Here is a 23512-nt window from a genome sequence, read left to right on the forward strand (position 1 = left end):
GTGTGCCCGATGGAATCGGGCACACGCCTTTTGTCGTTCCTACTCCGCAGAAGAATGTGTTTGGGCATCGGCCGGCTCAGACACCACCGACACTGCCGCATCTGTGATTTCCTCTCCGGCTCCGGCCACATTGGCCACCCACACTGGTTTGCCGTCCTCGTCCAGGGTAACCACCACCTGGGCCTGGGTCCCGTTGTCGTTGTCTTCCCAGACATAGCGCCCATCCTGGGTCAGGGAATCGGTGATGTCGGTCTCCACTCCGTCCACAATCAGAATGGTGCGGTCATCCCGCTCCTCCAGGGACGCCTCCGGGAGGCACAGTCCTCCCGTCCCCTCCTCCGTATTCACCGGGGAATCCGCCCAGGCCTCCCCGGCGACCGCAGCGTCGCGGAGACTTGTGAGATAGGTCATAATCGCCTCGGAATTGGCGGCGCTCACCGTTACCACCAGCATGGCGGCCACGGCGGCGGCCACCAAGCCCAGACGCATGGGACGGTGGAACTTGCGCTTCTTTTCCTGCTCAGTCATTTGGATAACCTCCTCTAATTTTTCCTCGGATACATGCAGCTCCGAGCAGAGTTCACGGTATTGATTGGGTTCAAACATAGCCCTTTCCCTCCTCTTCTTCGGACAGCTCCCTCCGCAGCCGCTCCCTGGCCCGCTGGAGCCAGGTCTGCACCGTGGACGGATTGGCATGAAGGGCCGCGGCGACCTCCTTGACGGAGCAGCCCTCGTAGTAATACAGATAGATGGTCAGGCGGTACTTGGTCTCCAGGCCCATGACGGCCTGGAACAGCTCGCGTTTGGCGGGGTCGTCGGACACCGGCGCGTCCCACTGCTCATCCAGCGGCACGGCGCGGCTCCGCCAGAAGGAGCGCAGAAGGCGACGGCTCTCGTTCACCGCCACCCGCAGCAGCCAGTGCTTCCGGTGCTCCTCGCTCTCAAAGCGGTCGCCCTGCTGGTAGAGCTTGAGCAGGACGGTCTGGGTCACGTCCTCCGCGTCCGCCCGGTTCTTCAGGGCGTGGTAGGCAACCCGGTAGAGCATGTCCCCGTAGGTGCGGGCCACCCGCTCGAATGTCTCGTCTGTCATGGGTACTCCCTTCCTTGCGGTCGTCGTTTGAAAGGCCTTTCACTGAGAATACCCGCCAGGGGCGGGAAATATCTCAGGCCGGGCAAAAAAAGAGGGCGGAATTTCCCTTTTCGGAAATCCGCCCCCGGTCTTACCGGCCCAGACGCCGGTAGACCGTGATATACATGGTGAGCAGGCAGGCCAGCCCGCCGAGCACGTTGGAGACCGGCTCCGCCGCGAAAACCCCGTCCACCCCCATGCCCAGCCCCGGCAGCAGGAGCGTCAGCGGGGCCACGATGAAGGCTTTGCGCAGCAGGGAGAAGAACACCGCGCTCTTGGAGCGCCCCAGGCCCACGAACACCGACTGCCCGATGAACTGGAAGGACATGCAGAAGAAGGCGGCGAAATAGAGCCGGAAGGCCGGAATCCCCGCGGCGATCAGCTCCGGCTCGTCGTTGAAGATGCGGATGAGCAGCTCGGGCACGGCCATAACCAGCGCCCACGCCGCCACGGAGTAGCCCACGGTAAGCACCGTGGTGAACCGGATCCCCCGGCGCACCCGCTCGTACTCCCCCGCGCCGTAGTTGTAGCCCAGCACCGGCTGACAGCCGTTGGTGATACCCTGCACCGGCATGGACACCACCTCCCGGATGGAGTTGATGACGGTCATCACGCCCACATAGAGGTCGCCGCCGTAGTGCTGAAGGGAGGCGTTGCACAGCACCTGAACCAGGCTGTTGGTCATGGACATGGCAAAGCCGGAGGCGCCCAGGGCCAGGATGCGGCGCACCCGGGCGGCCTGGAGCCGCAGGGTGTTCCACCGCAGCCGGAGGAGCACCCGCCGTCCGGTGAGGAACTTCAGCACCCACAGGGCAGAACAGCCCTGGGCGAGCACGGTGGCCAGGGCCGCCCCCCGCACCCCCATATCCAGGGCAAAGATGAAGATGGGATCCAGCACGATGTTCACCGCCGCGCCCAGGGCCACCGTCATCATCCCCATGCGGCTGAAGCCCTGGGCGTTGATGAAGGGGTTCATACCCAGTCCGATCATCACAAAGAGGGTGCCCAGCAGATAGATGGTCAGGTAGTCGTTGGCGTAGGGGAAGGTCAGATCGCTGGCCCCAAAGAGATAGAGGATGGGCCGCCGGAAGGCCAGCCCCAGGGCCGTCAGCCCCGCGCCGAAGAGGAGGAGCAGCGCAAAGGAGTTGCCCAAGATGCGCTCGGCCTCCTCGTTCTCCCCCTTGCCCCGGTGAATGGAGCACAGGGGCGCGCCCCCCATGCCGCACAGGTTGGCAAAGCCCATGAGGATGGAAATGATGGGCAGGCACAGCCCCAGCCCGGTCAGGGACAGGTGCCCCGGCAACCGGCCCAGGTACATGCGGTCTACAATATTATAAAGGATGTTGATGAGCTGCGCCACCGTCATGGGGAGCGCCATCTGAAGGATGTTCCGCGCCATGCTCCCCCTGGAAAAGTCGTTCTGTGTCTGCCTCTCCGTCCTTCTCCCCCCTTTTCCCGCGCTTGAATCCGCTATAATGGTTCTATTTTATCAATATCCCGCCTGTTTGGCAAGGGAAGTCCCTTCTGCGCATGTGTAAACACGAAGCGAAGCAAAGAGGAGACCGTTTTCCGGTCTCCTCCCTTTGATGGCTTAGATCCGCGTCCAGGTGGTGCCGTCCTTGCCGTCCTTGATCTCCACACCCATGGCGCGGAGCTGGTCGCGGATGGCGTCGGCCTCGGCCCAGTTCTTGGCGCGCTTGGCCTCCAGGCGCTTGGCGATCAGGGCCTCGATCTCCTCCGCGCCCTCCACGGGGGCGGCCTGCTGGGCCTTGAGGGCGTCGGCGTGGGCCAGCAGCTCCAGGCCCAGGACCTGGTCGAAGCTGTCCAGCGCCGCCCGCTTGGTGGCGTCGTTCACGCCGGCCTTGAGCACGTCGTACAGGGCGGTGACCCCCAGAGAGGTGTTGAGATCGTTGCCCACCGCCTCAAGGAAGTCGTTCTTGAACCGCTCCACGGCCCCCTCGTCCACAGTTCCCTCACCGCTCAGGGCGGCTACACGGGCCACCAGCTTGTCATAGGCGGCCTTGGCGTTGTCCAGGTTCTCCCAGGAGAACACCAGCCCCTTGCGGTAGTGGGACTGGAGGCAGAAGAAGCGGTACACCAGCGGATCATACCCCTTCTCCTCCAGCAGGGAGACGGTGAGGAACTCCCCCTTGGACTTGCTCATCTTGCCAGAGTTGGTATTCAGGTGGTGGATATGCACCCAGTATTTGCACCAGGGGTGGCCCAGGTACGCCTCCGACTGGGCGATCTCGTTGGTATGGTGGGGAAAAGCGTTGTCGATGCCGCCGCAGTGGATGTCCAGGTGCTCCCCCAGATACTTCATGGAGATACAGGAGCACTCGATGTGCCAGCCGGGGTAGCCCACGCCCCAGGGGGAGTCCCACTTGAGGGCCTGATCCTCGAACTTGGACTTGGTGAACCACAGCACAAAGTCGTTCTTGTTGCGCTTGTTGGCGTCCTCCTCCACGCCCTCACGGACGCCCACGGCCAGATCCTCCTCGTCGTGGTCGTTGAACACATAATACTTCTCCAGCTTGGAGGTGTCGAAGTAGACGTTGCCGCCGGCGAAGTAGGCGTAGCCCCTGTCAATGAGGGAGGAGATGACCTTGATATAGTCACCGATCATGCCGGTAGCGGGCTGCACCACGTCGGGGTACTTGATGTTCAGCTTCTTGCAGTCGGCAAAGAAGGCATCGGTATAAAATTGGGCGATCTCCATCACGGTCTTGTGCTCCCGCTGGGCCCCCTTGAGCATCTTGTCCTCGCCGGTGTCGGCGTCGGAGGCCAGGTGTCCCACGTCGGTGATGTTCATGACGCGGGTGACATCATAGCCCGCATAGCGGAGCAGCTTCTCCAGCACGTCCTCCATGATATAGCTGCGCAGATTGCCGATGTGAGCAAAATGGTACACTGTGGGGCCGCAGGTGTACATGGACACCTTGCCCGGCTCGTGGGGGACAAACTCCTCCTTGGTGTGGGTTGCGGAATTGTAGATTTTCATAGATTCTTACTCCTTGCCTGTTCATCCATCAGTTGTTCCAGCCATTCCAGCCGGGAATTCAACGCCTGAAGCTCCTTCTGCACCGGGTCGGTCACGTGGATCTGGTCCACCTGCCCGGCGAAGTCCACCTTCTCCCCGGCGATGCGTACCACCCGGGCGGGGACGCCCACGGCGGTGGCCTCCGGCGGTATTTCGCTGAGCACCACCGCGTTGGCCGCGATGCGGGAATTGTCCCCTACTTTGAAGGGGCCCAGCACTTTGGCTCCGGCGGACACCATCACATTGTTCCCCAGGGTGGGGTGGCGCTTGCCGTGGTCCTTGCCGGTGCCCCCCAGGGTGACCCCGTGGTAGAGCAGGCAGTCGTCGCCGATCTCGGCCGTCTCGCCGATGACGATGCCCATGCCGTGGTCGATGACCAGCCGCCGGCCGATCTGCGCGCCGGGGTGGATCTCAATTCCCGTCCAGCAGCGGCTCCACTGGCTCACCAGCCGGGCCAGGAAGAAGAGCCGGTGCCGGTAGAGAAAGTGGGCAAGCCGGTGGTAGATGAGCGCGTGCACGCCCGGGTAGAGCAGAAAAATCTCCAGCCGGCTCCGGGCCGCCGGATCGCGGGCCTGATAGGCCCGCAGGGTCTCGCCTAGCCGCGTCAGTCCAAACACCTCCTGAAAAACAGAAACGCCTCTCATGCCGGACGGCATAAGAGGCGATACAAATCGCGGTTCCACTCTCATTTCTCACTCAAAGGCCGGTAACGGGGCCAGCCGGGGGGCATCCATATCCCCCGCGCTCCCGGACGCACATTCCCCAGTTACCCCCTGGGCGCGCTCTCAGCCGGTGACGCTCCCTCTCTGGCGGGTACTCGCTGGGTACTATTTCCGTTCCTCACGCGATTCAACTGTTCTAGTATACTACCACGTTCCGGGAAATGTGTCAAGGCGCTTTGCGGTTGCAATTCAGGGGGATTTCTGTTAGTATGGGGCTGAAACCACACGCTTTCACGCAAAAGGAGGCATCTTATGGCCCTGATTTCCTGTCCCGAGTGCGGAAAAGAGGTATCCGACCGGGCTCCGGCCTGCATTCACTGCGGCTATCCCCTCTCCTCCGCCGCACCGTATGCGGACTTCCGCCCCATCACAGGGCCCAACCGCTTTACCGTCCGCCTCACCGCCCGCCCCGCCTATCCGGATGCCCGCAGCAGAACGCTCCGCGCCCTCATGAAGGAGCTGGGCCTCTCCAGGGAGCAGGGCAGGTATCTGCTGGAGCAAGTGCGCCGGGAGCCGGTTCCCCTGCGGGAGGGCCTCACCGAAGAGGAGGCCCTTGCACTGCTGGAGGTCTTCCGTCGGGCGGGCGCTCCCGTCCAGTTGGTGGATGGGGCGGTGCCGGAACTGCCCCAGCGCCCCTCTCCAGTGCCGGGCGATGCCCTGACCTTCACTTCCATCGTATTCGCCACACTCACCGCCCTGGTCATCTGGTCTCTGCTGACTCTGCTGTTCACCATTCTGTTCGGCTGACCGGGGGTTCCTCCAAAAAGGGCCGCACCCGCTCCAGCCACTCCTCCGGGCGGTAGACCGCCAGAGTGCCGTGGTCGGCCCCCGGAATCGCGCGGACGCGGCAGGACGGCACCCTGGACTGAAACAGCCGAGCCGACGCCTTGACGCAGGCCATCTCCCGCTCGCCGTACCAGTACTCCACCTGGGCGGCAGTGTCCGCCACGGCGTCCTTGAGACGGTAGGCCCCCATATAGGTGCGGTACATGGTCTCCAGCGTCTCCCGCCGCAGGCGGGGCATATCCCGGAGGTACAGCGCCTCCAGCTCCGCCGGAAAGCGCAGCCGAGGCATCCGCCGCAGCAGGGCCATCTGCATCCGACACGCCCCCCGGCCGAACAGCAGTCCCCACCCCAGCCGGAGGGAGGCAATACAGAATGCCGCCATGCGGGGCTGAGGAATACAGAGGCTCCCGTCGATGAGGGCCTTTTCCGTCAAATCGGGCCGCCGGGCCAGCAACTCCATCACGATCTGCCCGCCCAGGGAGACCCCGCCCAGGAAAAACAGCCGGCCGTCACAGCGGGCGTCCACATAGCGGAGAATTTCCTCCGCGCTGGCCTCGGTGGAGACATAAGGCCGGGCGTACTCCTCCCCATGTCCGTCCAGGGTGGGCAGGATCACATGGTAGTCCTCCGCCAGCCGGCGGGCCTGCCGCAGGTAGTTCCACCAGGCGTTTCCGCCGCCGTGGATGAGCAGGATGCTGGGACGGCCCTCCGCGCCGAAGGTGTGAAAGTTCATCGGTTGTTCCCTCTTTTCAGAACAGGTCCGGCTGTTTTATGCAAACAGCCGGATCTGTCATTTCTGCGCTATTGGGGGTCGTATTTCCGGCAGAAGGCCGCCGCGTCGTCAAAGTCCCGCAGGCGCTCCCTCAGCATGTCGTGGCTCCAGTCCCACCAGCGGATGCGCTCCATGGCGGCAATCAGCTCGGGCGGGTAGCGCCAGCCGATGTGCCGGGCGGGTACTCCGCCCACGATCTCGTAGGGCGCCACGTCATGGGTCACCACGGCCCCCGCGCCCACCACCGCGCCGTCGCCCAGGGTGACGCCGCCCATGAGCACCGCGTTGTGGCCCAGCCACACGTCGTTTCCGGTGACCACCCGGTGGTTCTGCCTCCGCCAGTCGATCAAAGCCGCGTCATCCGGCCCCAGCCCGTAGTGGGAGCAGCGGTAGGTAAAGTGGTGGGCCGCCGCCCGGAGCTTGGCCGGGTGCTGCACCGGGTTGATGCGCACGCCGGTGGCAATGGAGTTGAACTTGCCCAGGGCGGTATAGATGATGTCGTTGGAGCCGAAGCAGTAGGTGTAGTCCCCCACCTCGGTCTCCTCCAGCACACAGTGGTCGCCGATCTCCACATAGCGGCCGAACCGGCAGTTTTTCGTCTGGGAGGTTGGGTGGATCAGCGGCCGGTCGGGGCAAAGCTCTTTCGTAAAATCCAGCATTACAGGTTACTCCAGTCCACCACATCTTTGTTCTTCACAAAATACTCCGCGCCCGAGTAGACAGTGGTGACCAGGATCACCGCCGCGCACACCAGATCCAGCGCAGGCCGGGCAATGAGCAGCATCAGGCAGATGCACACCATGGTGGAGGCCGTCTTGACCTTGCCCGACCAGGCGGCGGCGATTACCCGCCCCCGCTCCACGGCGATGAGCCGCAGGGCAGTGACGGCGAACTCCCGCACGATGACCACCAGCAGCACCCAGGCGGGCAAGCGGCCCGCCTCTACGAACCAGAGCAGGGCGGCCATGACCAGCACCTTGTCGGCCAGAGGGTCCATAAACTTGCCAAAGTCGGTGACCTGGTTGTAGTGGCGGGCGATGTAGCCGTCCACAAAATCGGTTACGCTGGCCAGAATAAAGACCGTGAGGGCGAAATACATGTGAAAGGGGAAGCGGAGATAGAGCAGAATCAGGAACACCGGGATCAGCGCCACCCGGAGCATGGTCAGCTTATTGGCGGTATTCATTGCTTCACTCCTCTATCTCGCCGGTGAGATCCCCGTCGCTGGTGCCGGTGATGCGCACCCAGACGAACGCCCCGGCGGGCACCAGGCCGCCGGCGGTGAAGTACACCTTGCCGTCCACGTCGGGGGAGTCGGCATAGGTGCGGCCCACATAGCAGCCCATCTCGGCATCAAAGCCCTCGCACAGCACCTCCAGGCACTCGCCCAGGCGCTCCTCGTTGAAGGCGTCCATCACCCGGGACTGAAGCTCCACCACCAGCTCCACCCGGCGCTCGGCGGTGGCGGCGTCCACCTGATCCTCCATCTCGGCGGCGGGGGTGCCCTCCTCCGGTGAGAACTGGAAGATGCCCGCCCGCTCGATACGGGCCTCCCGCAGAAACTCGCACAGCTCCTCAAACTCCGCCTTCCCCTCGCCGGGCAGGCCGCAGATAAGAGAGGTGCGCAGCACCAGACCAGGCAGGCGGTCCCGCAGCTTGGCCAGCAGGGCGAGGATCTCCGCCTTGGTGGAGCGGCGGCACATACGCTTCAGGATGCCGTCGTTGATGTGCTGGAGGGGGATGTCGATGTAGTTGAGCACCTTAGGTTCACGGGCGATGACGTCGATGAGGGCGTCGTCCAGATCGTCGGGGTACAGGTAGTGCAGGCGAATCCAGTGAAAGGGCAGCTTGCACAGCTCGGTGAGCAGCTCCCCCAGCATCCGCTTGTGGTAGAGGTCGATGCCGTAGCGGGTGATGTCCTGGGCGATGACGATGAGCTCCTTCACCCCGGCGTCGGCCAGGGTCTTGGCCTCCGCCAGCAGGGACTCCATGGTACGGCTGCGGTAGCGGCCCCGCAGCTTGGGAATGATACAGAAGGCGCACCGGTGGTCGCAGCCCTCGGCGATCTTCAGGTAGGCGGTGTAGGAGGGGGTGGCGGGGATGCGCGCCCCGTCCTCCTCCGTGTGGTCGATATCCCCGAAGCGGTGGGGCGTGCCCCCGGCCATCAGCTCCTCCAGGGCGGGGACGATCTCGGTGTAGCTGCCGGTGCCCATGACGCCGTCCACCTCGGGCAGCTCCTCCATCAGCTCGTCCTGGTAGCGCTGGGACAGGCAGCCGGTGACCAGCAGCTTGCCCAGCTTCCCCTCCTTTTTCAGCTCGGCCAGCTCCAGGATATTCTGAATGGCCTCGCTCTTGGCGGAGTCGATAAAGCCGCAGGTGTTGAGCACCGCCGCGTCCGCCCCCTCGGGCTGGGCGGTGATCTCATGCCCAGCGCTTCGGACCAGTGCCATCATCTGCTCGGTGTTCACCAGATTCTTGGCGCAGCCCAGGGATACAAATGCAACCTTCAATGAAAACTTCTCCTTATACGATCAGATAGCGGCCGTCCCGCCGGGGCGGCATTTTGGGCTGCTGGTCGGGGTAGCCCAGGGTGACCGCTGCCACGAACTCCCCCTTGTCGGGGGCGAAGCGGCGCTGGAACGCAGGGCCGAAGCCCATACGCTGGGGCGCGGACAGCCAGCAGGAGCCGATGCCCTTGGCCCAGGCCGCCAGCAGCACGTTCTCGATGGCGGCGGACACGCTCTGCATGGCTCCGTCCCGATCGGGATAGTCCGGCTTGAGCATGAAAACCAGCAGGCACACCGGCGCCCCGCCCAGGGTGGACAGGAAGCGGTTGGTGATGCCGATCTGCTCCGGGTGGCGGGAAAAGCGCTCCTCCAGCACAGGCTGGAATTTCTCCACCACGCCGCCCATGATGGCCTTGACCTCCTCCAGCGCGGCGGGGTCCTGTACGGCCACAAAATACCAGTGCTGCATATTGACGGCGGAGGGGGCGGTGGCCCCGGCGGCCAAAATCTCCTTCAAATCCTCTATGGAGACCGGCTCCGGCCTGTACTTCCGGATGCTGCGGCGGGTCAGCAGGGCTTCCATCGTGTCCATGGTCTGCTCCTTTCTCACATGCGGCGGTCCGCCGCGTTCTTCCTACCATTCCTCCGGCTCCGCACCATAGCGGCGCAGGCCGGCACTGATGTCCTCCCAGCGGTAGCCCCGGCGGGCCAGAGCGTCGGCTGCCCGCCGGCGCACCTTGGGGTCGGAGAGCTCCGCCCCCCGCAGCTTCTTCTGCAAAAAGGCGTCGATGGCCTCCTCCGGGCCGGACAGCCCCTCCAGAGCGCCGTCCCAGTAGTCCCGCGGCACCCCCCGGCGGTAGAGCTCCTCCCGGATGCGGCCGGGACCGTAGCCCTTGGCAGCACAGTGCTCCGCCACCGCGCGGGCATACTGCCCGTCGTCCAGATAGCCCAGCCCCTCCAGCCAGTCGGCCGCCGCCTCGGCGGCCTCCCGGCCGCAGAGGGGCTCCTTCTCCCGGTTCCGGGGGCGGGCGGTGAGCTTTTCCACCAGCTCCTTCCGGGAGAGGGGGCGGGCGGACAGCAGCTCCACCGCCTTCTCCCGCACCCGGGCGGCGCGGGCGGCCTCGGTCAAGGCGGACAGCTCCGCCCCGCTCAGCTCCTTTCCGGTGCCCAGGCCGAAGGCCACCACCTCACTCTCCCCCAATCGGAGGATGGTTCCGTCCTCCAGGTGGCAGAGCCAGCGGCCCTCCACCCGGCCGGAGGGGGCCAGCTTACGAATCCGCATCCTCGAAGTCCTCGGCGGAGATGTCCACCGCCCGGCCTGCGGCCTTGGCCGCGGCCCGGGCCTGGCTGCTCATGAGCTTGTAGGCGTTGCGGCGGATGTCGGCCTCCAGCTTGTCGCACACCTCCGGATTGTCCTTCAGGTACTGCTTGGCCGCATCACGGCCCTGGCCCAGGCGGGTCTCCCCCATGGCGAACCAGGAGCCGGATTTCTGCACCAGATCCAGCTTGGCGCCCAGATCCAGGATCTCGCCGATCTTAGAGATACCCTCGCCGTACATGATATCGAACTCCGCCTCCTTGAAGGGAGGAGAGACCTTGTTCTTGACCACTTTGGCCCGGGTGCGGTTGCCAATGATCTCCGAGCCGCTTTTCAGCGACTCGATGCGCCGCACGTCAATGCGGACGGAGGCATAGAACTTCAGCGCCCGGCCGCCGGTGGTGACCTCCGGGTTGCCGTACATCACGCCTACCTTTTCGCGGAGCTGGTTGATGAAGATGACCACGCAGTTGGTCTTGGCGATGGAGCCGGCCAGCTTGCGCAGAGCCTGGCTCATGAGGCGGGCCAGCAGGCCCACGTGGGAGTCGCCCATGTCGCCCTCGATCTCGGCCCGGGGGGTGAGGGCAGCCACGGAGTCCACCACCACCACGTCAATGGCGCCGGAGCGCACCAGGGCCTCGCAGATCTCCAGGCCCTGCTCGCCGGTGTCGGGCTGGGAGATCAGCATGGAGTCAATGTCCACCCCCAGGGCCCGGGCATAATAGGGGTCCAGGGCGTGCTCGGCGTCGATGAAGGCCACCTCGCCGCCCCGCTTCTGGGCCTCGGCCACGATGTGGAGGGCCAGGGTGGTCTTACCGGAGGACTCGGGGCCGTAGATTTCGATGATGCGCCCCCGGGGGACGCCGCCGATGCCCAGCGCCAGATCCAGGGACAGGGAGCCGGTGGGGATGGCCTCCACCACGATGTCGGCGTTGTCGCCCAGGCGCATGATGGAACCCTTGCCGTAGGCCTTCTCGATCTGGGCCATGGCGGTCTCCAGGGCCTTCTTCTTATCAGCGGCGGGGGCAGCGGATTCCACCGCCGCCTTCTTCTTGTCTGCCATGTGTGTACTTCTCCTCTCACGGCGGGCGGGCCGCTGCCCGCCCTTATGAATTCAAAACGCCCTCCACCACCCGGCCGATGCCCTGGGTGTCCTGGAAGGTCTGAATCTGCTCAAACTGATTTTGGGCCAGAATGGCCCCCACGTCGCCGGCTTGGCCGATGCCCACCTCAAACAGCAGGGCTCCGCTCAGCCGCAGGGCGGCCCCCCACCGGGCGGCGATGGCCCGGTAAAAGTCCAGTCCGTCGGCCCCGCCGTCCAGGGCGGAGCGGGGCTCGTAGTCCCGCACGCTCACGTCCAGCTCCGCGATATCCCCGGTGGGGATATAGGGCGGGTTGCAGGCGATCACGTCGAAATCCCACAGGGCCGCGTCGGGCGGCTCCAGGGCGTCGGCCTGAACGCAGGTCACCCGGGCGTTGAGCTCGTTGCGGCGGACATTCTGCTTGCACAGCCGGAGGGCCGCCTCGCTCACATCGGCCAGCACCACCCGGCAGCCTGGCACGTTGGCGGCCACCGCCAGACCCACGCAGCCGCTCCCGGCGCACAAATCCAGCACCCTCGCCCCCTCTCCGGCGGCCCGGGCCAGCAGGATGGCCCGCTCGGCCAGCACCTCGGTGTCCATCCGGGGGATCAGCACGTCGGGGGTGATATCCAGGCCCAGGCCATAGAACTCCCACTCCCCGATGAGGTAGGCCACCGGCTCCCCGGCCAGCCGCCGCTCCAGCAGCTCCGCCAGCTTCTCCTCCACCGGGTCGGAGGCATAAAGGGCCATATCCCGGTAAAACTGCTCCCGGCTCTTGCCGGCCGCACAGCAGACCAGCTCCCGCGCCTCTAGCTGGGCGCCCTCCACGCCGGCCTCTCTCAGCCGCTTGCGGGCATCCAGGTAGAGGTTGTTGTACGTGGCCGCCATACAGAAACCACTCCTCTGTCTCTCTCTAATTTCCTCTCTCCAGGGGAATACCAGGCGGTTATCCGCCCATTTTCTTCATGGGACAACCATGCATCGCCTCACGTGGGCTCTGCCGTCTGGGCGGCACAGCGGTTTTATTTCTGCTGGTGCCTCATCCCGCCGGTCCCCTTTACCACTGATCCTTCCCCTTCTCCTCCGGCAGCACCAGTGTAAAGGCACGGATGCCCACCTCGATCATGGAGTCGTCCGGCTCAAAGGTAGTCCAGTTCTGGAGCCACATGCCGGGAGCGGACACCAGCCGGGTGAGCCGGTTGTCGTAGCGCCCCACCACACGGTTCAGCTCATAGGTCAGGCTGACAATCACCGGCAACAGCAGCAGGTGCAGCCCCATCCTCGCAAACGTGTTTGTCACCTCCACAAAGGAGAACAGCACGCTGGACAGCAGGATACTCACCACAATCACCACAAAGAGGAAGCTGGTTCCGCAGCGGGGGTGGTGGCGTGGCTGAATACGCACGTTCTCCACCGTCAGGGGCAGGCCGTGTTCATAGCAGAAGATGGTCTTGTGCTCCGCGCCGTGGTACTGGAACACCCGGTGGATGTCCTTCATATGGGAACAGAGCATCAGATAGCCCATGAAGATGACGATACGCACCACGCCCTCCAGCAGGTTGCGCAGCCACATGGGAAGGGGAAGGGCCAGGCCCACCAGTCCGGTGAGGGCGGTGGGCAGCAGGATGAACAGCCCCACGGAGAAAACGATGCCCAGCACCACCGCCACGGTGATAAAAAAGGAGGCGGCCTTCTCGCTGCCCAGGTGTCTGTCCAGCCAGAGCTCGAACCGGGAGGGCTCCTCCGGCTCCTCCTCGTCCTCCGGGAAAAAGGAAGCCGAGTACATCAGCGCCTTGACGCCGTTGGCCAGGGAGGAGCAGAAATTGAAGACACCCCGGAGCAGCGGCAGGCCCAGGGCGGGGTGCTTGTCCTTGATGAGCACCCGCTCCTCCACCTGTTCCTCCAGCTCGCCGTCCGGCTTGCGCACCACAACGGCCTTCTTCTCCGGTCCCAGCATCATGATCCCCTCAATGAGAGCCTGTCCGCCAATCATGGTCTTATAGGCTGTGGCGCAGGATTGCTTTGTTTCATTTGGCATTCGTACACTGTTCTCCTTAACTAATTGGATTCAATCGTTTCGTCTATTGTACCAAACCCGCGCCCCGATTGCAAGGGGCGCGGGTTTGAAGTTTAGAACTTTTGTTCGATTGACGCCTAGGTGCGGATCGGCAGGCGGATCGTCACAATACACCCGCCCCCCTCGGCGTTGCCGATCTCCAGGGTACCCTCGTGGCGGGTGATGATCTCGTCACACACCGCCAGGCCAATGCCGGAACCCCTCGCCTTGGAGGACCCCTTATAGAACTTGTACTTCACGTGGGGCAGCTCCTCGGCCGGGATGCCGGGACCGTAATCCCGGATGGTGATGACCGCCTGGTCCTCGTCCCGGGCGATGGCGGTATCAATGCGCTTGCCTGAGCCGCCGTGCTTGGCGGCGTTGTCCAGCAGGTTGCAGAAGACCTGCCGCAACCGCTCCGGGTCCCCCGCGATGGGCGGAAACTCCTCGTCGCAGTCGAAGTGGTTGAGTTCAATGCCCTCCCGCCGGAAGAACTCCCGGTAGGTATAGACCGCATCCTCCAGCTCCGCCTTGATGTCCATGGGCTCCACTGACAGGGTGAAGCGTCCGTCCTGGATGCGGGAGAACTCCAGCAGCTCCTCCACCATGTTGGTCAGCCGCCGCGCCTCGGAGACGATGATCCCCATCCCCTTCTTCACATCTCCCGCGTCCCGCACCTCGCCGTTCATGATGGTTTCCGCCCAGCCATTGATCGCGGTCAGGGGAGTACGCAGTTCATGGGACACTGACGATATAAACTCGTTTTTCATCTTTTCGCTCTGGTTGATCTTCAGCGACATGTCGTTGATGGTGTCGGTGAGGGCGACGATTTCGTCGTCATAGCGTTTCTCAATCTGTACGCCGTAGGAGCCCGCGGCGATGCGCTTGGCGGTTTCCGTGATGCCCGCCACCGGGTCTACGATGGAGCGGATGAAGTAGAGGTTGGAGAAGTACACCATGCCCAGGATACCCAGACCGATGCCCAAGGCGATGGCCACGATGATGATAATCTGCTTGTCCACCTTATTCAGGGAGGTGACATACCGCATGACCCCAACCACCTCCCCGTCGATCATCAGGGGGCTGGAGGCGGCCATGATGTGCTCGCCGGTGCTGGGGTCGGCGCCGATCCACACCTTGGTGCGCTTCATGCTGATGGCCTCGGCAATGTCCGGCGTTCCGGGGGAGCGAAAGGCCGTCAGGTCGGAGCTGGAAAAGCGAATCTGGCCGTCGGCATCCAGATACTCCACCTCCAGCTTGTCGCTGTTGGGTTCCCCGGCCACCACCGCCCGGGCATTGTCGTAATACTCGGCTTCTGTGCGGTAGTAGTCAAAGCTGCTGATGGCGTTTTCCGCCTTCTGCTTGAGAGACTCACTCAGGGTGGAATAATAGTAGCTCCCCATCGCGGCGGAGAAGGCCTCCACCGCCAGCAGCACGATAAACAGCACCACACTGATGGAGTTCACCATCCACCGCTTTCGGATACCTGTAATTTTCTTCATGGATCTTGTTGTCACCACCTGGGTTTGGTTCTAGATCCCGGCCGCCCGGCCGGCATTAAAAGCCCCACTTATATCCATAGCCCCACACGGTGGTGATATAAGCAGGATTTGTGGGGTCGTCTTCGATTTTAATGCGCAGGCGTCGGATGTTTACGTCCACGATCTTCAGCTCGCCGAAGTAGTCCCGTCCCCACACCGAGTCGAGAATTTCCTCCCGGGAGAGGGCTTTTCCTGGGTTGTCCATAAACAGCTTTATGATGGAGTACTCCACCTGTGTAAGCTTGACCCGCTGTCCGTTTTTCTCCAGGGTACGGTTGCGGGTGTTCAGCAGGAAAGGCGGCTGGCTGATCTCACCGGTATCCACCGGGTCCCCTCCGCCGGTACGGCGGTAGAGGGCATCGATGCGGGCGGTGAGCTCCGCCGGAGAGAAGGGCTTGGTCACATAGTCGTCCGCCCCGGTCATCAGCCCGGTCACCTTGTCCATCTCCTGCGTGCGGGCGGTGAGCATGATAATGCCGATGTTGTTGTCTCCCGCCCGGATACGGCGGCAGACCTCAAATCCGTCCATGTCGGGCAGCATGATGTCCAGCAGCGCCACCTTGATGTCCGGGTTGCGCTTGAGCTGGGCCAGCGCCTCCTCCCCGGTCTCGGCCTCGATGGCCTCATAGCCGGCCCGCTTAAGGTTGATGACCACAAAGCTGCGGATGTTCGCCTCATCCTCCAGCACCAGTACCTTTTTCATCCCGTTTCCTCCTTTCGCACACAGGCGTCCGCCGTGGGCGCTAATCGCTGGTAATCAGGGCGAAATTGGCCTTTACGCCCTCCTCGTCCAAGCCGCAGTCCCAACCACTCTCGATCAGGCGCGCGGCATAAATGGTCTCCTTCTCCTCCCCGGTGTTGGGCAGGAGAAAGCGGTCGGCCATGTTGGCCCGCATTACGCGGTTGTCGCCGGTCAGCTTGTAGATGACCAGGAACGGCACCGGCGCTGTGTCCGCGCTTCCCTCCCAGTAAGAAAAGATTACGGCCCGCTCGCCGCCGCCCGCCAAGTCGCTGCGGGAGAGCGTCACCTTCCCCGACCACGCCTCGGGCAGAACAAAGTACCAGCCGTCCCGGCTGTTGTGGTAGGTGGTATATACCAGATGAGAAACCCCGTTGATGTCATACTGCCACCAGCGGATGGCCCAGAAGTTGGGGGCCGTCCCCACATTGTTGGGATCGGGGAGCGCATAGGCGGATGGCAGCTCCAGTATGCCGTCGTGGTTGATGTCGGTATAGGATACCTTCGTGCTCTCCACCTCGGTGGACCACCGGATGGTGCTGTCGCTCTCGCCGGTGTCCGGCTCCAGGGTCACATTCTCCAGCCCCCCGTTTTTCCAGGCGAAAATGTCGGTGATCTGCCCGTTTTCAGCGTAGGTGGAGGTGACAAACAGCGCCGGCGCCATGTTCTGGAGATAGCCCGTCTTCATGCTGACCAGCTTCTCCACCCCGTTGGACAGTGGTGCGGAGGCGTCCAGCTCCAGGATACCATCCCGGAAGTTATAGACCTCCACCCGGCTGCCCGGCGCGCTGTTGACAAAGCTCTCTGCCTGGCCCACTTCCCCTGCCGCCATCTGGAGCACGAGGATTTCCTTCTGCCCATCCCCGTCAACGTCATAAATCTGGAAGCCGGCGTGGTCGGTGCGCATCAACTCAAGCACCTCATAACGGTCGATGGAGTAAGCCGCCAGGGAGTGCCTCTGCCCCGCTGTCTCCCAGTCCACGATGAGCTCCTTGGAGGGGCTGTCGTCAAGGTTCTCATAGTAGATGGAGTCAATCGCATTTCCTGAGCCCTCAATCACGGCCGCCACCTCGTAGTTCTCCCCCACTTGGCGGTAGATGTAGATCTTCAGCGGCCGCTCGTCCGCACTCACCCGGAAAAAGGCAATAGCCTCCTGTACGCCATCCCCGTCCAAATCCTGAAGCTGCACCTTCTGGGTCAGCTCCCCGCTGAGGGGCGCGGCGTACTCGCCCCCTTGCGTGAGCACCTTGTTGATCTCATTGTCCAGCTTCAGATAATCGTCGGGCGCCTTGGGAGGCGCGTAGAATTCCTCCACCGACTGGGAAAAACAGCCGGTCAGAAACATCAGCAACCCCGCCGCCAAAAGCAGCCTGCATTTTTTCATCGTCGGAACCCCTCCATGGGATAAGTTATAAAATCAAGATTATCATAGCACATCTCTACCGGAAATGGTATGTTAATTAACCGATTATTTTCTGATTTTCCTCCATCGAAAAGACTTGCCAACCGCTTCAATGTCGTGTATAATATTTTGCAGTCCCGTTGCCGGTATGATGGAATTGGTAGACGTGACGGATTCAAAATCCGTTGATGGCAACATCGTGTGGGTTCGAGTCCCACTACCGGCACCATCCTAGACAAAACCTGCGTATAACGATAGTTATATGCAGGTTTTGTCTATACTTGGTAAAAGTGTATTAAAACCACAGCATAGAACTGGCTACCATTACATATTGCAAGTGTCAGCAAGCAGATTTAAAGAGATGGTATCTCTCTTAAACCTGCCTTTATTTATGTTTTGGAAAGTGAGGTACCTGTGAAACTTCCGTATGGCTACGTTTTAGCTGGCAAGGAAATCACTGCGCATGAAGAAAAAACAGATGCTGTCCGCGGTATATTTAAATACTATCTTGCTGGAGCCAGCTTAGGAAAGATTGTTAATATGCTCTTTGCAAAAGGACTTTCCTTCTCAACCGGTCATTCCGAATAGACCAAGGCCGCTATGGAAAAGCTTCCCGTTAACAAGAAATCTATTACAATCGTTGGCATGAAAGTATATTGGGATGCTCAATCGAAGAGGATGTAAAATATTATTCCATGTAAAGTTCTCTCCTCCAATTCCGTACTGCCTTATTTCCACACACCGAAACTTTTTAATATATACCGATCAGATATTCAATGATATAGATTTTAGGTATCTTAAACGATTTCCCAATCTTCATTTAGTGGATTGCGCCATCCTTCAAAAGCTCATACGCCGTCTTCTTACCGATTCCGCTTTGAAATCTAAACAGAAAGAGATGTTCCAAAGGTATAGTGACCTCTGGAACATCTCTTTTTTGGTAGCTTAATTATCTTTAAATTTACGGTACAAGCACGAAAGCCCTCTCCTCCCAGCCGCTGCTTTGACTGTACGTTGTAATATTTTCCAAAGTTCTATTTTTACTTTTTAGTCTAATTATAGTCATTTATACAATTAAGCATGATTTTTTTCATACCTAATAATTGCTGTTTGACGCTTGACCCTATAACTTCATCTAAACTTAGATGGAGCATTTTTCTCAACAAGAGTGCTTCAGGAGGGCATCCTTATGTCCAGAATATAAGCAACACCCCGTCTGCCGAACCACAGGAGGGGTGTTGCCCATACTTAATCTATGAACTTATTTTCTCAAAAGACAGGAGCACCTCAATTGCGCAACCACGCCTTCTCCAATACTTCTACAATCATCTGCGTCCCAGGCATACGGGCGTAGCAGCATCGACGGTACCCCTTTTCATCCTCGGTCTCCGACTCAAAAATGATCTCGCCCCCCTGGCCCACGATGAAATCCCGATAAGCCGGGTAGTCCTTGACGTAGTAGGCGGTGTGGTGCATCCCGCCTCCCACCTCATCTACGAAGCGCTTATGTTCAATCTCGCCAAAGACGGGCTGGAGCACCTCCAGCTTCAGGCTGTCGGTCCAATCCAGCATGGCGATCCGAATCTGGCAGCCGGAGATTTTCTCCCCCCAGGCCCATACATTCATGGGTGTGAAGTCGTACACCTTCCCGGCGCCGTCGATCCCGAAGATCTGACGGATCTCCTCCAGCGCCCGGTCCATATCGGCCACGACGACACCCACATGGCCCACGGGCGGCAGACGGTCAATACTCATATTATCCACTCCTTGCTGTTAGACGCGGCCTTCCGGGCCGCGCCCTGTTTTTGATGGGGCCTCAGCAGAGCATTAGCCCGCAAAATTCATCCAGGTCCATGTTCTGAAAATATTGCCCGATTTCCCCCGCCGGCACCGCCGCCCGCAGGGCTTCCTCCCGCAGAGGACAGCCGATCAACCGCTGGGCCAGCTGGTCGGGTTCCTTTCGGGAGAAGAAGTCCCCATAGAAGGACAGCGCCTGGATTGCCCCCTCCTTCAAATCCAGGCAGACCCGGATCTCGCCGCAGCCCTCTACCCTGCGGCGCTTGTCGATCTGACACCGGGGGGAACTTCCATAGTTCCACTCCCAGCGGTCGTACACCGCCTGCCGGATACGCTCCACCTGGTTCAGATCCCCCCGATCCAGCTCATAGGGGACTAGGTCACATACCTCTCCCAGGCAGGACCACAGCCGCTCCATGAAGGATTCTGTGGGCATCGGCTGATGCATATAGGGCTTGATGTTGGTGACCCGGCTGCGCACCGAGGGCAGGCCCTTGGAGGTCAGCTTGTCCCGGCTGGGAGCCAGCGCTGAGGACACCACGCTCAGGTCAGAGTCATACAGGAGCGTGCCGTGGTGCATCACCCGGCCCTCCTTCACATACTGGGAGTTGCCCGAAAACTTTCTGCCCCGGATGGTCATGTCATTTCGGCCGTTCAGCTCCGCGGGCACCCCCAGGCTCTCCAGCGCCCAGATCACCGGGCGGCAGAAGGTGGAGAAGTCAAAGTCGCTGCCCGTATGGTCGGCGATGAAGGTGAAGTTCACGTTCCCCAGGTCGTGATAGACCGCCCCGCCCCCGGACAGCCGGCGGACCACTTGAATCTGGTTGGCCCGCACATAGTCGGCGTTGATCTCGGCGAAGGTATCCTGGTGCTTGCCCACCACGATCGTCCGGTCGTTGCGCCAGAGCATGAGATAGGACCGGTTCCGAGGCATCTGGTCAAAAATATACTGCTCCAGCGCCAGATTGAAGCGGGGGTCGGTGCTGGGGCTTTGGATGGCACGCATCGTGGCACAGGCTCCTTTCTCTCACAGGGATCGAATGAGCGCCGCGGCCGTCTCCGCCATCAGGCAGTGGCCGGCGGCGTTGGGGTGGAGGCCATCCGGCTGAAAGAGCCCCTCCTCTCCCCATCGGGTGAAGGCCCGGTCGAAGTCCAGGACCGGCAGACGGAAGGCGGCGGCAAAGCGGCGCAGCCAGCTCTGGTACTCGGCCAGCAGCTCTGCCGCCCGCTCCGGCATCAGCTCCGCCCACTCCCGCCGAATGGGCCGCCGGAGCCCCGGCGGGATCCCGATCAGCGGGAGGCCTCCTCTGGCGATGATCAGGTGGGCCATGGCCCCCATGTTGGCCCTGGCGCCCGCCAGATCCCCGCCGTAGGCGATATCGTTGGTTCCGCCCATCAGGAGGACCGCGTCCGGGTGCTCCCGGACCAGCAGATCGGGCAGGACGGCCAGCATACCGCCGGTGGTGTTGCCGTTGACACCCCGGCCCAGCAGCTCCGCCCCGGTCTGGGCGGCGCACAGCGCCGTCCAGACCAGTCCCCGCGGGAGGCCGAAGCCATAGGTCAGGCTGTCACCCAGGCAGAGGATCCGCCCTGTCACAGGGAATTGATGGCCCGTCCGTTCCAGGCGGCCATAAAGGCCTCGCCCAGGGCCTCGTTGACCGTGGGATGGGGGTGGATGGCATGGATCAGCTCCTCAGCGGTGCCCTCGGCGGCCATGGCCGCCGAGATCTCACCGATCATGTCGGTGACGTGCTGACCATAGAGGTGAGCGCCCAGGATTTCGCCGGTGTCCGCCGCCACGATCACCTTGAACAGGCCGTCCGTGTCCCCCGCGATTAGGGACTTGCCGTTGGCCGCCATGTTGAACCGCCCGATCTTCAGCCCGTCGCCGTACTTCTCCCTGGCCTGGGCCTCGGTGAGGCCGATGCAGGCGATCTCAGGCTCCAGATAGACACAGGATGGGATCCGGTCATAGCGCATCTCCTCCCCTTGGCCGCAGATGTCCGCCACTGCCACCATACCCTCGTGGGAGGCGGTGTGGGCCAGCATAACCTTCCCGTTCACGTCCCCAATGGCATAGATATGGGGGATGTTGGTGCGCATATGGGCGTCCGTCCGGATCGCCTTCCGGTCGAACTCGATGCCGATCCCCTCTGCGTTGAGGCCCTGCGTGTTGGGAACACGTCCCACCGCCATGAGCACCATATCCGACTTTACCTGGCAGTTCTGCCCCTCAAACTCGTAGTACACCGTGTCGTCCTTCACCCGGCTGACCTTTGCGCCCAGCCGGAACAGGATCCCGTCCTTGGTCATCCGCTTCTCCGCCAGCCTGGAGACCTCGATGTCCACCATGGGCAGGATATGGTCCATCAGCTCCAGCACCGTCACCTTACTGCCCAGACGGTTCAGGAGATAGGCGAACTCCACGCCGATCACACCGCCGCCGATCACGGTGACCGAGGCGGGCACCTGATCCAGGTCCAGGGCCTCGGTGCTGGTCAGCAGGTGGTTTTCCCCCTCCAGCGCGAGGAAGGGGGGCATGAATACGCTGGAGCCGGTGGCGATGATGATGTTGGCCCCGGTGATGCTCCTGCCGTCCACAGACAGGGTATGGGTATCGGCAAACGAGGCCATTCCCTCCACCACCGTTACCTTATTGCCCCGGAGCAGACCCTTGACGCCGTTGACCAGGGTTTTGACCACGGCTTTCTTTCTGGCCTGCAAGGCGGCCATATCCACCGCGATCTTGTCCGCCTCCACGCCCGTCACCGCGAAGCGGGCGGCATCCTTCACCTTGTGGTACACGTCGGCGGTCTGAATCAGCGCCTTGGTTGGGATGCAGCCCACGTTCAGGCAGGTGCCTCCGAAACCGGCCCCCTCGATGATGCAGGTTTTTTTCCCGCACTGGGCCGCCTTGATCGCCGTCTCATAGCCGCCGGGGCCGGCACCGATCACGACCACGTCGTAGTCGTATCCGGCCGGCTCCGCCGGGGCCGCGGGCGCGGCCTGGGGGGTGGCGGGGCCGTTGAGGACGGCATTGGGGTCCTCCCCCGGAGCGCCGATCACGGCGATGGGGGTGAACACCTCGGCGAAAGCCCCCTCCTCCAGCATGAGCTGGAGGACGGTGCCGTCCGCTGTAGCCTCTACGGGCATGGTGGTCTTGTCGGTGTTAATCTCAAAGAGCACCTCGCCCTTCTTTACCGTTTCACCCACCCGCCTGTGCCACTTGACCAACTGGCCCTCGTCCATATTGAAGCCCAGCTTGGGCATGATGATGATCTCTGCCATGACACTCCTCCACTCACATCAGAATCTGGATAGGATGCTCCAGCAGCTGCTTCATATACTCCACGAACTGGGAGGCCAGCAGACCGTCAATGACCCGGTGATCCACAGACAGCTGTATGTTCATCATGGGCCGGATGGCGATGGCGTCCTCTCCGTTCTCGCCGGTGACCACAACGGGGGTCTTGCGCACGGAACTGACCGACAGGATCGCCGATTCGGGCGCGTTGATGATCGCGGTGAAGTTGCCGATGCCGAACATCCCCAGATTGGAAATGGAGAAGGTACCCTCGCTGTACTCCTCCGGGGCCAGCCGGCCTTCCCTGGCTCTGGCCACCAGATCCTTGCTCTCCCGTGCCACGTCGGTGAGAGTCTTGTTCTGCACATTCTTAATCACCGGGACGACCAAGCCGTTGTCACCAGCCACGGCAGTGCCCACGTTGATGGACTTGTAGGTGACGACCTGGTCGTCCTTCAGGGTGACATTGATGCCGGGGAATTTCTTCAGGGCCTTGCAGGCCGCCATGGTCAGCAGGTCGGAGACGGCGATCTTTACCTCGCTGGTCTCGTTGAGCCGCTTGCGGAAGGCGGCCAGCTCGGTGGTGTCCACCGCGTCGGTAAAGTACAGGTGGGGCGCAGTGAATTTGGACTGGGCCAGCTTCTCGCCGATGATCCTGCGCACACCCTTGTAGGGAACGGCGGAGGCCACCTGTCGGGTGTCCGACCCGGCGGAGGCAGGCGCGGCCTTGGCGGCCGCGGCCTCCACGTCGGCCTTCATGATCTTGCCGGCGGCGCCGGTACCCTGGACAGCGGCCAGATCCACGCCCATTTGCCGGGCCACCCTGCGGGCCAGCGGGGATGCCTTGAGGTCCTTATAGGTGATCCCGCCCTGGAAGCCGGTGCCCTTGATCTGGGTCAGGGAGGCCGGGTCGATGCCCTCGTCCTGGACCAGCTTTCGGGCCTTGGGTGTCAGTTTCAGAGACTTCATGTCCACCGGCGCGGCAGGGGCCGAAGGAGCGGCGGCGGGCGCGCTTCCACCGGCCTGCCCCTGTCCGGCGGAAGCCAGGGCGGCATCCGGATCCTCCCCCGGTGCGCCGGTCACGGCGATGGGGGTAAACACCTCGGCGAAGGCACCCTCCTCCAGAATGATCTTCAGGAGGGTGCCGTCCTCGGTGGCCTCCACGGGCATGGTGGTCTTGTCGGTGTTGATCTCAAAGAGCACCTCGCCCTTCTTTACCGTCTCGCCCACCTGCTTGTGCCACTTGACCAACTGGCCCTCGTCCATGTTGAAGCCCAGCTTAGGCATGATGACGACTTCAGCCATTGCGATGCCTCC

General features: G+C 62.3%; 24 protein-coding genes and 1 tRNA gene. 3 read left to right on the plus strand and 22 right to left on the minus strand.

Annotated features, from left to right (window positions below; all coding sequences use genetic code 11):
- Positions 1-39 precede the first annotated feature (39 nt).
- From HMPREF0372_RS14060 to epsC, 5 genes are all read right to left on the minus strand, one after another.
- Positions 40-528 (minus strand): hypothetical protein, encoded by a 489-nt coding sequence (locus HMPREF0372_RS14060; protein ID WP_230979305.1) that lies wholly within the window; start codon positions 526-528, stop codon positions 40-42.
- 70 nt (positions 529-598) lie between these two features.
- Positions 599-1090, minus strand: coding sequence for an RNA polymerase sigma factor (locus HMPREF0372_RS14065; RefSeq protein WP_007493806.1), 492 nt, complete (start codon positions 1088-1090; stop codon positions 599-601).
- A 130-nt stretch (positions 1091-1220) separates the two neighbouring features.
- Positions 1221-2528, minus strand: a complete 1308-nt coding sequence (locus HMPREF0372_RS14070) for an MATE family efflux transporter (RefSeq protein WP_007493808.1) — start codon at positions 2526-2528, stop codon at positions 1221-1223.
- A 192-nt stretch (positions 2529-2720) separates the two neighbouring features.
- Positions 2721-4130: a cysteine--tRNA ligase gene (cysS, locus tag HMPREF0372_RS14075; RefSeq protein ID WP_007493813.1), complete on the minus strand. Its 1410-nt coding sequence runs from the start codon at positions 4128-4130 to the stop codon at positions 2721-2723.
- Positions 4127-4825 carry a serine O-acetyltransferase EpsC gene (gene epsC, locus HMPREF0372_RS14080; RefSeq protein WP_007493815.1) on the minus strand — a complete coding sequence of 233 codons (699 nt, stop codon included), beginning with the start codon at positions 4823-4825 and terminating at the stop codon, positions 4127-4129. The genes cysS and epsC overlap by 4 nt, the downstream gene beginning before the upstream one ends.
- 318 nt (positions 4826-5143) lie before the next feature.
- On the opposite strand from epsC, the gene HMPREF0372_RS14085 reads away from it, so the two are divergent.
- Entirely contained in the window at positions 5144-5638 is a 495-nt protein-coding gene (locus tag HMPREF0372_RS14085) for a zinc ribbon domain-containing protein (protein WP_007493817.1), read from the plus strand.
- On the opposite strand, the gene HMPREF0372_RS14090 is transcribed toward HMPREF0372_RS14085, so the two are convergent.
- The 12 genes from HMPREF0372_RS14090 to HMPREF0372_RS14145 all read right to left on the minus strand — a co-directional run bounded on the left by HMPREF0372_RS14090 (position 5619) and on the right by HMPREF0372_RS14145 (position 17076).
- Positions 5619-6410, minus strand: a complete 792-nt coding sequence (locus HMPREF0372_RS14090) for an alpha/beta fold hydrolase (protein ID WP_007493819.1) — start codon at positions 6408-6410, stop codon at positions 5619-5621. The genes HMPREF0372_RS14085 and HMPREF0372_RS14090 overlap by 20 nt on opposite strands.
- A 68-nt stretch (positions 6411-6478) precedes the next feature.
- Positions 6479-7108 carry a DapH/DapD/GlmU-related protein gene (locus HMPREF0372_RS14095; protein WP_007493821.1) on the minus strand — a complete coding sequence of 210 codons (630 nt, stop codon included), beginning with the start codon at positions 7106-7108 and terminating at the stop codon, positions 6479-6481.
- On the minus strand, positions 7108-7635 hold the full coding sequence (gene pgsA / locus HMPREF0372_RS14100) for a CDP-diacylglycerol--glycerol-3-phosphate 3-phosphatidyltransferase (protein ID WP_007493822.1): 528 nt from the start codon (positions 7633-7635) through the stop codon (positions 7108-7110). The genes HMPREF0372_RS14095 and pgsA overlap by 1 nt, the downstream gene beginning before the upstream one ends.
- A gap of 4 nt (positions 7636-7639) precedes the next feature.
- Complete coding sequence (rimO, locus tag HMPREF0372_RS14105) at positions 7640-8959, minus strand: 30S ribosomal protein S12 methylthiotransferase RimO (protein WP_007493823.1); 1320 nt, start codon at positions 8957-8959, stop codon at positions 7640-7642.
- Positions 8960-8972: 13 nt separating this feature from the next.
- Positions 8973-9548 (minus strand): nitroreductase family protein, encoded by a 576-nt coding sequence (locus HMPREF0372_RS14110; RefSeq protein ID WP_007493825.1) that lies wholly within the window; start codon positions 9546-9548, stop codon positions 8973-8975.
- Between the two features lie 42 nt (positions 9549-9590).
- Positions 9591-10238, minus strand: coding sequence for a regulatory protein RecX (locus HMPREF0372_RS14115; protein WP_007493827.1), 648 nt, complete (start codon positions 10236-10238; stop codon positions 9591-9593).
- On the minus strand, positions 10225-11337 hold the full coding sequence (recA, locus tag HMPREF0372_RS14120) for a recombinase RecA (RefSeq protein WP_007493829.1): 1113 nt from the start codon (positions 11335-11337) through the stop codon (positions 10225-10227). Before recA ends, HMPREF0372_RS14115 begins: the two co-directional genes overlap by 14 nt.
- Positions 11338-11380: 43 nt before the next feature.
- Positions 11381-12244: a peptide chain release factor N(5)-glutamine methyltransferase gene (gene prmC, locus HMPREF0372_RS14125; protein WP_007493831.1), complete on the minus strand. Its 864-nt coding sequence runs from the start codon at positions 12242-12244 to the stop codon at positions 11381-11383.
- 169 nt (positions 12245-12413) lie between these two features.
- Entirely contained in the window at positions 12414-13394 is a 981-nt protein-coding gene (locus HMPREF0372_RS14130) for a DUF1385 domain-containing protein (protein WP_039997650.1), read from the minus strand.
- Positions 13395-13510: 116 nt separating this feature from the next.
- The gene (locus tag HMPREF0372_RS14135) at positions 13511-14914 is read right to left on the minus strand and encodes a sensor histidine kinase (protein WP_007493835.1); all 1404 of its coding nucleotides are present in this window, start codon (positions 14912-14914) and stop codon (positions 13511-13513) included.
- Between the two features lie 55 nt (positions 14915-14969).
- A complete protein-coding gene (locus HMPREF0372_RS14140; RefSeq protein ID WP_007493839.1) occupies positions 14970-15656 on the minus strand; it encodes a response regulator transcription factor in 687 nt (228 codons plus the stop codon).
- A 40-nt stretch (positions 15657-15696) separates the two neighbouring features.
- Positions 15697-17076 carry a hypothetical protein gene (locus HMPREF0372_RS14145; protein ID WP_007493840.1) on the minus strand — a complete coding sequence of 460 codons (1380 nt, stop codon included), beginning with the start codon at positions 17074-17076 and terminating at the stop codon, positions 15697-15699.
- 160 nt (positions 17077-17236) lie between these two features.
- Here HMPREF0372_RS14145 and HMPREF0372_RS14150 point away from each other — a divergent pair.
- Both HMPREF0372_RS14150 and HMPREF0372_RS19845 read left to right on the plus strand, forming a co-directional pair.
- A tRNA-Leu gene (locus tag HMPREF0372_RS14150) sits at positions 17237-17323 on the plus strand.
- Between the two features lie 185 nt (positions 17324-17508).
- Positions 17509-17682, plus strand: a complete 174-nt coding sequence (locus HMPREF0372_RS19845) for a hypothetical protein (RefSeq protein WP_007493848.1) — start codon at positions 17509-17511, stop codon at positions 17680-17682.
- Between the two features lie 699 nt (positions 17683-18381).
- Here the strand turns inward: HMPREF0372_RS19845 and HMPREF0372_RS14155 are convergent.
- The 5 genes from HMPREF0372_RS14155 to HMPREF0372_RS14175 form a co-directional block, all read right to left on the minus strand.
- Positions 18382-18849: a VOC family protein gene (locus HMPREF0372_RS14155; RefSeq protein ID WP_007493859.1), complete on the minus strand. Its 468-nt coding sequence runs from the start codon at positions 18847-18849 to the stop codon at positions 18382-18384.
- A 61-nt stretch (positions 18850-18910) separates the two neighbouring features.
- The gene (locus HMPREF0372_RS14160; RefSeq protein ID WP_007493861.1) at positions 18911-19897 is read right to left on the minus strand and encodes a lipoate--protein ligase; all 987 of its coding nucleotides are present in this window, start codon (positions 19895-19897) and stop codon (positions 18911-18913) included.
- 21 nt (positions 19898-19918) lie between these two features.
- On the minus strand, positions 19919-20488 hold the full coding sequence (locus tag HMPREF0372_RS14165; protein ID WP_007493863.1) for a GDSL-type esterase/lipase family protein: 570 nt from the start codon (positions 20486-20488) through the stop codon (positions 19919-19921).
- Complete coding sequence (lpdA, locus tag HMPREF0372_RS14170) at positions 20485-22179, minus strand: dihydrolipoyl dehydrogenase (RefSeq protein WP_007493865.1); 1695 nt, start codon at positions 22177-22179, stop codon at positions 20485-20487. The genes HMPREF0372_RS14165 and lpdA overlap by 4 nt, the downstream gene beginning before the upstream one ends.
- A 13-nt stretch (positions 22180-22192) precedes the next feature.
- On the minus strand, positions 22193-23500 hold the full coding sequence (locus HMPREF0372_RS14175) for a dihydrolipoamide acetyltransferase family protein (RefSeq protein ID WP_007493873.1): 1308 nt from the start codon (positions 23498-23500) through the stop codon (positions 22193-22195).
- Between the last annotated feature and the right edge of the window lie 12 nt (positions 23501-23512).

This window comes from Flavonifractor plautii ATCC 29863, from assembly GCF_000239295.1.
In the GTDB taxonomy this organism is placed as follows: domain Bacteria; phylum Bacillota; class Clostridia; order Oscillospirales; family Oscillospiraceae; genus Flavonifractor; species Flavonifractor plautii.